We start from the raw sequence: 8,303 nt of genomic DNA, 5'->3' as shown, positions 1-8,303 counted from the left end.
GTGTTGTGGGGTGGGCTGTGTTTTTTGTTAAACCGCGCGCGGCCGCGCCGCGCGCGCGGGGCTGCCGGCTATTCTCCGCCCCCCCGGGGGGGGGCGCGGGGCCCCCCGCGACCGAATACAGCTGTCCGGCGATGAGCACAAGGCCGATACCGGCCAGCATGCCCTCGACGACGGAGACCGAGATGGCCCGGAAGTAGCGCCCCAGCTTCAGGGCGCCCATGAGGAGCTGGAGCAGACCGGTGGCGAGCACCAGCACACCGAGGACCGGCAGCCCGAACTCCTGGACGGCCTCGAAGACCAGCACGGTCAGACCGGCGGCCGGCCCCGAGACCTGGAGGCTGCTGCCGCGCATCAGCCCGGTGACGATGCCGCCCACGATGCCGGTGACGAGCCCGAGCTCGGCCGGCACTCCGGAGGCGACGGCCACGCCGACGCACAGCGGCAGCGCGACCAGGAAGACGACCAGCGAGGCGGCGAAGTCCTGCCGCAGATGAGGGTATTTGGTCAGCATGCCGATCACAGCGCCTCGAACGCGTCGGTGTCGGCGCTGTGAGCCTGCACGGCGCCCTTGTGGACCTCGTAGTACCAGCCGTGCAGGGTCAGTTGACGCTCCTTCAGTTTCTGCTCGATGAACGGGTACGAGCGCAGCCGCAGCAGCTGCGCCAGCACATGGGCCTGGACGCCTTCGGCGACCTCGGGGTCCTCGGCGGCGCCCGTCGGGCGCGGGGTGGCGTTCGCGAGCCAGTCGCGCACGGCCGGTACGGCGTCGAGGTCGTCGCCGCGCACCAGCGCGCCGACGGCGCCGCAGTGGGAGTGGCCGCAGACCACGATGTCGCTGACGCCGAGGACCTCCACGGCGTACTCGATGGTGGCCGCCTCGCTGGTGGGGTGCTCGGAGGCGTACGGCGGGACGATGTTGCCCGCGGTGCGGAGCTCGAAGAGCTCCCCGGGGCGGGCGCCGGTGATCAGGGCCGGGACGACCCGGGAGTCGGAGCAGGTGATGAACAGGACCTGCGGGGACTGCCCTTCGGCCAGCTTGGCGAACTCCTCAGGGCGCTGTCCGAACGTGCGGGCGTTGTCGATGAGGGGCTGCATATGTGGTGACTCCTCCTGGCGCGCCGCAGTGGCGCGTCGGGGCTTACATGACAGAGGTGGGGGGCTTTGCTCTGCTGCTCAGCAGCGAAAGACCTGAAGAGCGGCCGGGGTGTGCGCCGCCGCGGGTCTCGACGGGCGCTCGTGCGCGGCGCCGGCGGTGGCCGGTTCGTGCGCGGACGCGGGGTCCTGAGTGATCAGGGGCCGGTAGGGCGCCATGGGCCCTGAGTCGGCGACGCGGTGACGGTCACGAGTCCGCAGCGGACCGGTCGGGTCCCCATGGCCCGAGGGTTCGCAGTGGCGGGAGGTGAGGGTTTCGTCGCGCAGCGCCTTCCCGGAGGGTTTGATTCCGGGCTGGGCTTTGGCCTTTGCCTGACTGACTGTGTGCGCGTGTGCGAAGGATGCGGTGGGTGCGAAGAACTGGAGGGCGAGCAGGACGGCGGCGAGGATCGAAACCACGGTCCTGGTCGTCGTACCTCGGAACATGCGCCCCCCTCCGGAAAGTCCACACCTCTTGCGCGCGCCAACACTTGGTCAACCGTTGGTCAAGAAACACATTAGCCCGGCAAAGTTGTTTGCAGGGTTAACTTAACGTTTCAAGCTGAAGAGAGCCTGAAATGCGCGGGTGGCATGACTGGAACTCCCCCTTGACCAGGGGGAGTTCACGGGATAGCGGGCGTCAGGCGGTGACGAGACCCTGCGCGTCGCGCGCCAGGGCAGTGAGCCGCGAGATGGCGCGGAAGTACTTCTTGCGGTAGCCGCCCTTCAGCATCTCCTCGCTGAAGAGCCTGTCGAAGGGCAGTCCCGAGGCCAGGACCGGGACCTCACGGTCATAGAGTCGGTCGGCGAGCACGACGAGCCGCAGGGCCGTGGACTGGTCCGGAATCGGCTGTACGTCGGTGAGGCACACGGCCTTCAGGTCATCGGTCAGCGCGCCGTACCGGCTGGGGTGGACGCGGGCCAGATGGTCGAGGAGATGCGGGAAGTCGTCGAGCGAGGCGCCCTCGGTGGCGTACGCCGCCTTCGTCACCTGTTCGTCCGAGTACGGCGCCGGCGCCTCGGGCAGACCGCGGTGGCGGTAGTCCTCGCCGTCGATGCGCAGCGCGCGGAAGTGGGCCGACAGGCCCTGGATCTCCCGCAGGAAGTCGGCCGCCGCGAAGCGGCCCTCGCCGAGCTTGCCGGGCAGTGTGTTGGAGGTGGCGGCGAGCGCGACGCCCGCGTCGACCAGCCTGCCGAGCAGGGTGGAGACGAGGACGGTGTCGCCCGGGTCGTCCAGCTCGAACTCGTCGATGCACAGCAGCCGGTGGCCGGAGAGGGTCTGCACCGTCTGCTGGAAGCCGAGGGCGCCGACGAGGTTGGTCAGCTCCACGAAGGTGCCGAACGCCTTGAGCGACGGCTCGGCCGGGGTGGCGTGCCAGAGGGAGGCGAGGAGATGGGTCTTGCCGACGCCGTAGCCGCCGTCGAGGTAGACGCCGCGGGGTCCCGTCGGCACCTTGGGCGCCTTGGACCTGCCGAACCCCAGGAAACCGCGCTTGCCGGTCTTCCCGGCGCCGCTGGCGTGCGCCCCGCCGAGTCCGCCCGCGAAACCCTCCAGGACGCGGACCGCGTCGGTCTGGCTGGGCTGGTTCGGGTCCGGTATGTACGTGCTGAAGCGGACCGAGTCGAAGCGCGGCGGCGGCACCATCTCGGCGACCAGCCGGTCCGCGGGGACGTGCGGCTCGCGGGTGCAGAGCGAGAGCGGGCTCGCTTCGGCTATCGGGCTCGGCTTGGACGCGGCGGTGGAGGACGACACGGTTCACCATGGTAAGCGCCGTGCCACACTCCTTGGCATGCGACGCCTGTTCCCTGTGACCGACGAAACAACAGCGAGGGTCCCCGGCGGTTCGGCCGGGGGCGGCGGGGGTGGAGCTGCCGATGGGGGGCTTGTTGCGGGTGCCGCCGGAGTCGCCGGTGCGGCTGGTGGGGGCGCCGGGGCCGGTTTCCCCGGTGCGGACCTGGTCGACCGGGAGTGGAGTCTCGCCGAGCTCGCCGTCGCCTATGCCTACCCGCGGTCCGGGCCCGGCGGGCGGCAGCCCTGGCTGCGGGCCAACATGGTGTCCACGCTGGACGGGGCGGCCCAGCACGACGGCCGTTCCCAGCCCATCTCCAGCACGGCCGACATGCGGATCTTCGGCACGCTGCGGGCGCTGGCGGATGTCGTGATCGTCGGTGCCGAAACGGTACGTCAGGAGGGGTACCGTCCGGCACGCGCGCGTGCCGAGTTCGCCGGGGCCCGTAAGGCCGCCGGACAGGAGCCCGCGCCGGCCATCGCGGTGGTCAGCGCGAGCCTGGACCTGGACTACGGCCTGCCGCTGTTCACCTCGCCCGCCGTGCCCACCCTGGTCCTCACGGGCGCCGCCGCCGCCCCGGACCGGATCGCCGCCGCGGAGAAGGCGGGGGCGAGCGTGGTGGTCGCCGGTGACGGCGTCGGCGTGGACCCCGTCCGTGCCGTCCAGGCCCTCGCCGAGCTCGGCCACACCCGGCTGCTGACCGAGGGCGGGCCACGGCTGCTCGGACAGCTGGTGGCCGCCGGGGTGCTCGACGAGCTCTGTCTGACGATCTCCCCGATGCTCACCGCCGGTGACGCGCAGCGCATCGCCGGGGGGCCCTCGGTGGCGGTCCCGAAACGGTTCGGGCTGGTATCCCTGCTGGAGGAGGACGGATTCCTGTTCGGCAGGTACCGGCGGACGTGAGGTTGGTACGCACATGGGTACTACCGACGCCGTAGTCCTGAAAACGGCGGAATACACCGTTCCGTTTAGCTTCCGCCGGGCACACTAAAACTCGCAGTCCCCGTGCGAGCACGGGGCAGGATGGTTTCCGCAGAAGGGGCGCCCGGTGTTCACAAGCGTTTTGATGATCGAGAAGGCCCTGACGTCCGCCGACGTGGAGTTCGTCACCACCTTGCACGGGGACGAGCAGGTCGCCTTCCATGTGCTGCTCCAGCCGCGCGGTGAGCAGGCCGACAGGCTGTTGCGCGCCATCGACGACATCGCCCTCGGCGAGCTGGACGAGGCGGTCCGGGAGGGGAAGACCCCGGAGGGGGAGGAGGCGCTGAGTACGGGGGACAGGGCGCTGGAGGTGTCGCTCACGGCCCTGCGCACGGCCGGGGCGGCGGCCGAGGGGCGGCTGCTGGAGGATCATCCCCTGGACGCGCTCAGGGCCGTGGTGGGCGAGGTCGGTGCGGACGAGGTGATCGTGCTGACCGATCCCCACTACGTGGAGGAGTTCTTCCACCGGGACTGGGCGTCGAGGGCCCGGCACAAGGTGGGGGTGCCGGTGCTGAAGCTGTTCTCGCACAGCAAGGCGTAGCGCTGCCGCTGGGCTGAGCCGTGGCGCCGTAGGGGCCGGGCGGGTTCGTCGGCCGCGGCATCGTGGGGGCCGATCGCGCAGTTCCCCGCGCCCCTGAGTCGGCACAGTGCCCGGCGCCCATTGCTCAACGCCTTCGGACGTACCCAATAGGCTGGGGCCTCATCGTCGTATCGCACGCACCGCACTCTGGGGAGAACACGCATGGCACCCGGCATTCCCACCGCCATGGACCGACCGCACTTCATCGGCATCGGCGGCGCCGGGATGTCGGGGATCGCGAAGATTCTCGCGCAGCGTGGGGCCGAGGTGGCCGGCAGTGACGCCAGGGAGTCGGCGACCGCCGAGGCGCTGCGGGCGCTGGGCGCGACCGTGCACATCGGGCACGCCGCGGAGCACCTCGCCGACGACGCCAGCTGTGTCGTGGTGTCGTCGGCGATCCGCCAGGACAACCCCGAGCTGGCCCGCGCCGCCGAGCTGGGCATCCCGGTGGTGCACCGCTCCGACGCGCTGGCCGCGCTGATGGACGGGCTGCGTCCGATCGCCGTCGCCGGTACGCACGGCAAGACGACCACGACGTCGATGCTGGCGGTCTCCCTGTCCGAGCTGGGCCTGAAGCCGTCGTACGCCATCGGCGGCGACCTGGACGCCCCCGGCTCGAACGCCCTGCACGGCGACGGTGACATCTTCGTCGCCGAGGCGGACGAATCGGACCGCAGCTTCCACAAGTACACGCCCGACGTCGCGATCGTCCTGAACGTCGAGCTCGACCACCACGCCAACTACGCCTCGATGGACGAGATCTACGAGTCCTTCGTGACGTTCGCCGACCGCATCACCGAGGGCGGCACGCTGGTGATCTCGGCCGACCAGGACGGGGCGCGGGAGCTGACCCGACGGGTGTCCGGGACCGTGCGGACGGTGACGTACGGCGAGGCGGAGGACGCCGACGTACGGGTGCTGTCCGTGCAGGCGCAGGGGCTGAAGTCCCAGGTCACCGTCCTGCTGGACGGCCAGGAGCTCACCTTCGCCGTCTCCGTCCCGGGCCGTCACTACGCGCTCAACGCGGTCGCCGCCCTGGCCGCCGGCGCGGCGCTGGGTGTCCCCGCCGCCGAGCTGGCCCCGGCGATCGCGGCCTACACCGGTGTGAAGCGGCGGCTCCAGCTGAAGGGCGAGGCCGCGGGCGTCCAGGTCATCGACTCCTACGCCCACCACCCGACCGAGATGGTCGCCGACCTGGAGGCGATGCGTGCCGCCGCCGGGGACGCCCGGATCCTGGTGGCGTACCAGCCGCACCTGTTCTCCCGTACCCAGGAGCTGGGCAAGGAGATGGGCGACGCCCTCGCCCTCGCGGACTCCTCGCTGGTCCTGGACATCTACCCGGCCCGCGAGGACCCGATCCCCGGCATCACCAGCGCCCTGGTCATCGAGGCGGCCCGGGCGGCGGGCGCCGAGGTGACGGCGGTGCACGACAAGAGCGAGGTGCCCGCGCTCATCGCGGGAATGGCGAAGCCCGGTGATCTCGTTCTCACCATGGGCGCGGGCGATGTCACCGACCTCGGCCCGCTCATCCTGGACCGCCTGGCGAAGTGAGGGACAAGGACCCATGTCGTACGACGTCGAAAAGCCGGACGAGGAGTGGCGCGCGGAGCTGAGCCCGGCCGAGTACGCCGTCCTCCGCGAGGCAGGCACGGAGCCCGCCTTCACCGGTGAGTACACCAACACCAAGACGAACGGCGTCTACTCCTGCCGCGCCTGCGGCGCCGAACTGTTCACCTCCACCACCAAGTTCGAGTCCCACTGCGGCTGGCCGTCCTTCTACGACCCGAAGGACACCGACGCGGTGGAGCTGATCGAGGACCGCTCGCACGGAATGCTCCGCACCGAGGTGCGGTGTGCCCGGTGCGGGTCGCACCTCGGGCATGTCTTCGCGGGCGAGGGGTATGCCACGCCGACCGATCAGCGGTACTGCATCAACTCGATCTCTTTGCGCTTGATCCCTGAGGAGGGCTGACCGGAGCGGTCGCAAGGTGGTGCTGATGAGGGCGTGGCAAGCGGTGGCTTGATCCGCGTCCCTCTGAAACGACCATGAGGCGCATATCGCAGTATGCTCGGGCCATGGCGGACACGACACGTATCACGGTGACGCTGCCGACCGAGCAGGTCGCCGAACTCAGGAAGCTCACCGACAACGTCTCCGGCTATGTCGCCGAGGCGGTGGCGCGTCAGTTGCGGCACCAACTGCTCGGTGCCGATCTTCAGCGCCACCAGGAGGAACACGGGGCATTCACCGAGGAGGAGCTGGCGGAGGCGCGCTCCAGGATCTTCGGGACGACTGATACGGGCGGGTCGGCGAGCGCGGCGTGAACGAGCATGTCGAGACGGTCGTCCTGGACTCCGAGGGGCTTTCCGCCTGGATCGCACAGGACCGCAAGATCCTCGCGATGTTCCAGGTGTTCCATGCCATGGGTGCCGATCTCGTCATCGGAGCCAACACCATCGTGGAAGTCAGCCACGGGCGGGTGAACATGCCTCGTCTGCGGTGGGCACTGTCACGCGTCAAGGTCGAGCCGGTAACCGAGGGCGCGGCGAAAGCATCCGCGGAACTACTCAGGGCCGCGGGTTTGCGCGGCCACAAGTACGCGATTGATGCGACCGTGGCCGAGGTGGCACTGCGCCAGCCGGGCCCGGTGGCCATGCTGACCTCCGATGTCGACGACATGGCCCGCTTGTGCGGCGATCGCGTCCGGCTCATTGGCATCTGAGCGGGCAACTGCACCTGTCGACTGACCTGGCCGGGGCGGTCGACAGTTTCGAGTTCTTCGGCATGGCCCAATCCATGTGGAGACGGCCTGCTGCCGGGTGTGACCGAGTCGGGGCCGGGGTGTCGACAGCGGATCAGTCGGTGAACCACCCCTTGTCACGGGCTACTTTCCGACCTCCCGCCTCCGGATGGCGAGTTGGCTGGTCAGGTAGCGCAGGGAACGGCTGTACAGGTCGATCGACGACGGGTACACGAGCACACGGGGAGGTCCTGGCAGTACGGGTGATCTTGGTCGAGAACCCGTCTACCAGGAGCTTCCGCCTCGCCGGTGCGGATCGTGGCCGCACAGAACACAGGCGGCTCCGACACCGTTGCTCGAAGAACGCCCACCGCTCAGCCCTCACAACCGTAGATGTCGTCGTCACACCCCTCCACCGCGTCCCGGGCGATGGTGTCCAGGCGCCACAGGATCAGGCCGGTGCCGTCCTTGACCGGGTCGATCCGTGCGGTGAACGGCGCCCCCGCGGGGATGTTGAACTGGTCGGCTTCCCGGTCCCCACACTCGATCCCGTACGCCTGCTCCTGATCGCCTCGCGACAGGGTGAGGGTGAGTTCCCCGATCCCGTCCGTGTCACAGGTGATGCTGAGAACGTACGGCCGGTCGCCGGGCGTCTTGAGCTTCTTGTCCATGCCGCTCGCGATGAACGCGCTCGCGGTGTCGACGAGTTCCGGACGCGCGTCGCTGTCGGAGGCCGCTTTCAGGGCCCGCTCCGCCCGCTGCATCGCGTCGTCCGGCTCCCAGGACCGGCTGCCGTCACCCGGCGGCTTGCTCTGCTGGCCCGCGGATGCCGAGGGCCGGGGGGGACGACCGGTCCGCTGCACCGTTCGGCTCGTCCTTCGCTTCGGCACAGCCGGCGAGCAGAGCGATCGTTGCGACGTAGACCGGCAGGAATTGACGTGTACGCATGTATCCACCGTAGGTACGGGGCCGGGGGGGGGGGGGGGGGCGCCCCCCCCACCCCCCCCCCCGGGGGGGGGGTGAGGTGGGTGGTTGTGAAACGCGCCCCCCCCGGGGACGCCCCCCCGCCCAGCGGGTAGT

Annotated in this window: 11 protein-coding genes; 6 read left to right on the top strand and 5 right to left on the bottom strand. The window is 70.2% G+C overall.

Annotation, left to right across the window (positions count from 1 at the left end; all coding sequences use genetic code 11):
- From ACFWYS_RS46285 to zapE, 4 genes are all read right to left on the bottom strand, one after another.
- Nucleotides 1-511 (bottom strand): SulP family inorganic anion transporter (locus ACFWYS_RS46285; protein WP_384783085.1); only part of this gene is annotated, 511 nt, incomplete at its 3' end.
- A 5-nt stretch (nucleotides 512-516) separates the two neighbouring features.
- A complete protein-coding gene (locus ACFWYS_RS46280) occupies nucleotides 517-1,095 on the bottom strand; it encodes a carbonic anhydrase (protein ID WP_384783082.1) in 579 nt (192 codons plus the stop codon).
- A gap of 78 nt (nucleotides 1,096-1,173) precedes the next feature.
- Complete coding sequence (locus ACFWYS_RS46275) at nucleotides 1,174-1,578, bottom strand: hypothetical protein (protein WP_384783079.1); 405 nt, start codon at nucleotides 1,576-1,578, stop codon at nucleotides 1,174-1,176.
- A gap of 193 nt (nucleotides 1,579-1,771) precedes the next feature.
- Nucleotides 1,772-2,884: a cell division protein ZapE gene (gene zapE / locus ACFWYS_RS46270; protein WP_384783076.1), complete on the bottom strand. Its 1,113-nt coding sequence runs from the start codon at nucleotides 2,882-2,884 to the stop codon at nucleotides 1,772-1,774.
- A 37-nt stretch (nucleotides 2,885-2,921) separates the two neighbouring features.
- Here zapE and ACFWYS_RS46265 point away from each other — a divergent pair, with 37 nt between their 5' ends.
- From ACFWYS_RS46265 to ACFWYS_RS46240, 6 genes are all read left to right on the top strand, one after another.
- Nucleotides 2,922-3,824 carry a pyrimidine reductase family protein gene (locus ACFWYS_RS46265; RefSeq protein WP_384783073.1) on the top strand — a complete coding sequence of 301 codons (903 nt, stop codon included), beginning with the start codon at nucleotides 2,922-2,924 and terminating at the stop codon, nucleotides 3,822-3,824.
- 145 nt (nucleotides 3,825-3,969) lie between these two features.
- Nucleotides 3,970-4,443, top strand: a complete 474-nt coding sequence (locus tag ACFWYS_RS46260; protein ID WP_384783070.1) for an indole-3-glycerol phosphate synthase — start codon at nucleotides 3,970-3,972, stop codon at nucleotides 4,441-4,443.
- A 201-nt stretch (nucleotides 4,444-4,644) separates the two neighbouring features.
- On the top strand, nucleotides 4,645-6,033 hold the full coding sequence (gene murC / locus ACFWYS_RS46255; RefSeq protein ID WP_384783067.1) for a UDP-N-acetylmuramate--L-alanine ligase: 1,389 nt from the start codon (nucleotides 4,645-4,647) through the stop codon (nucleotides 6,031-6,033).
- Between the two features lie 13 nt (nucleotides 6,034-6,046).
- Nucleotides 6,047-6,454, top strand: a complete 408-nt coding sequence (gene msrB / locus ACFWYS_RS46250) for a peptide-methionine (R)-S-oxide reductase MsrB (RefSeq protein ID WP_384783064.1) — start codon at nucleotides 6,047-6,049, stop codon at nucleotides 6,452-6,454.
- A 104-nt stretch (nucleotides 6,455-6,558) separates the two neighbouring features.
- Nucleotides 6,559-6,807 carry a hypothetical protein gene (locus ACFWYS_RS46245; RefSeq protein WP_141307911.1) on the top strand — a complete coding sequence of 83 codons (249 nt, stop codon included), beginning with the start codon at nucleotides 6,559-6,561 and terminating at the stop codon, nucleotides 6,805-6,807.
- The gene (locus tag ACFWYS_RS46240; protein WP_384783061.1) at nucleotides 6,804-7,205 is read left to right on the top strand and encodes a DNA-binding protein; all 402 of its coding nucleotides are present in this window, start codon (nucleotides 6,804-6,806) and stop codon (nucleotides 7,203-7,205) included. The genes ACFWYS_RS46245 and ACFWYS_RS46240 overlap by 4 nt, the downstream gene beginning before the upstream one ends.
- Nucleotides 7,206-7,597: 392 nt before the next feature.
- On the opposite strand, the gene ACFWYS_RS46235 is transcribed toward ACFWYS_RS46240, so the two are convergent.
- The gene (locus tag ACFWYS_RS46235; protein WP_384783058.1) at nucleotides 7,598-8,086 is read right to left on the bottom strand and encodes a hypothetical protein; all 489 of its coding nucleotides are present in this window, start codon (nucleotides 8,084-8,086) and stop codon (nucleotides 7,598-7,600) included.
- Nucleotides 8,087-8,303: the final 217 nt, after the last annotated feature.

The sequence above is a fragment of the Streptomyces sp. NPDC059010 genome, from assembly GCF_042740355.1.
Classification (GTDB): domain Bacteria; phylum Actinomycetota; class Actinomycetes; order Streptomycetales; family Streptomycetaceae; genus Streptomyces.
This window is presented reverse-complemented; position numbering and strand designations above follow the sequence as displayed.

Coding starts and splice junctions, on each gene's coding strand:
- murC (WP_384783067.1), top strand. CDS start 4,645: ATGGCACCCGGCATTCCCACCGCCATGGACCGACCGCACTTCATCGGC.
- ACFWYS_RS46265 (WP_384783073.1), top strand. CDS start 2,922: ATGCGACGCCTGTTCCCTGTGACCGACGAAACAACAGCGAGGGTCCCC.
- msrB (WP_384783064.1), top strand. CDS start 6,047: ATGTCGTACGACGTCGAAAAGCCGGACGAGGAGTGGCGCGCGGAGCTG.
- ACFWYS_RS46280 (WP_384783082.1), bottom strand. CDS start 1,095: ATGCAGCCCCTCATCGACAACGCCCGCACGTTCGGACAGCGCCCTGAG.
- ACFWYS_RS46275 (WP_384783079.1), bottom strand. CDS start 1,578: ATGTTCCGAGGTACGACGACCAGGACCGTGGTTTCGATCCTCGCCGCC.
- ACFWYS_RS46245 (WP_141307911.1), top strand. CDS start 6,559: ATGGCGGACACGACACGTATCACGGTGACGCTGCCGACCGAGCAGGTC.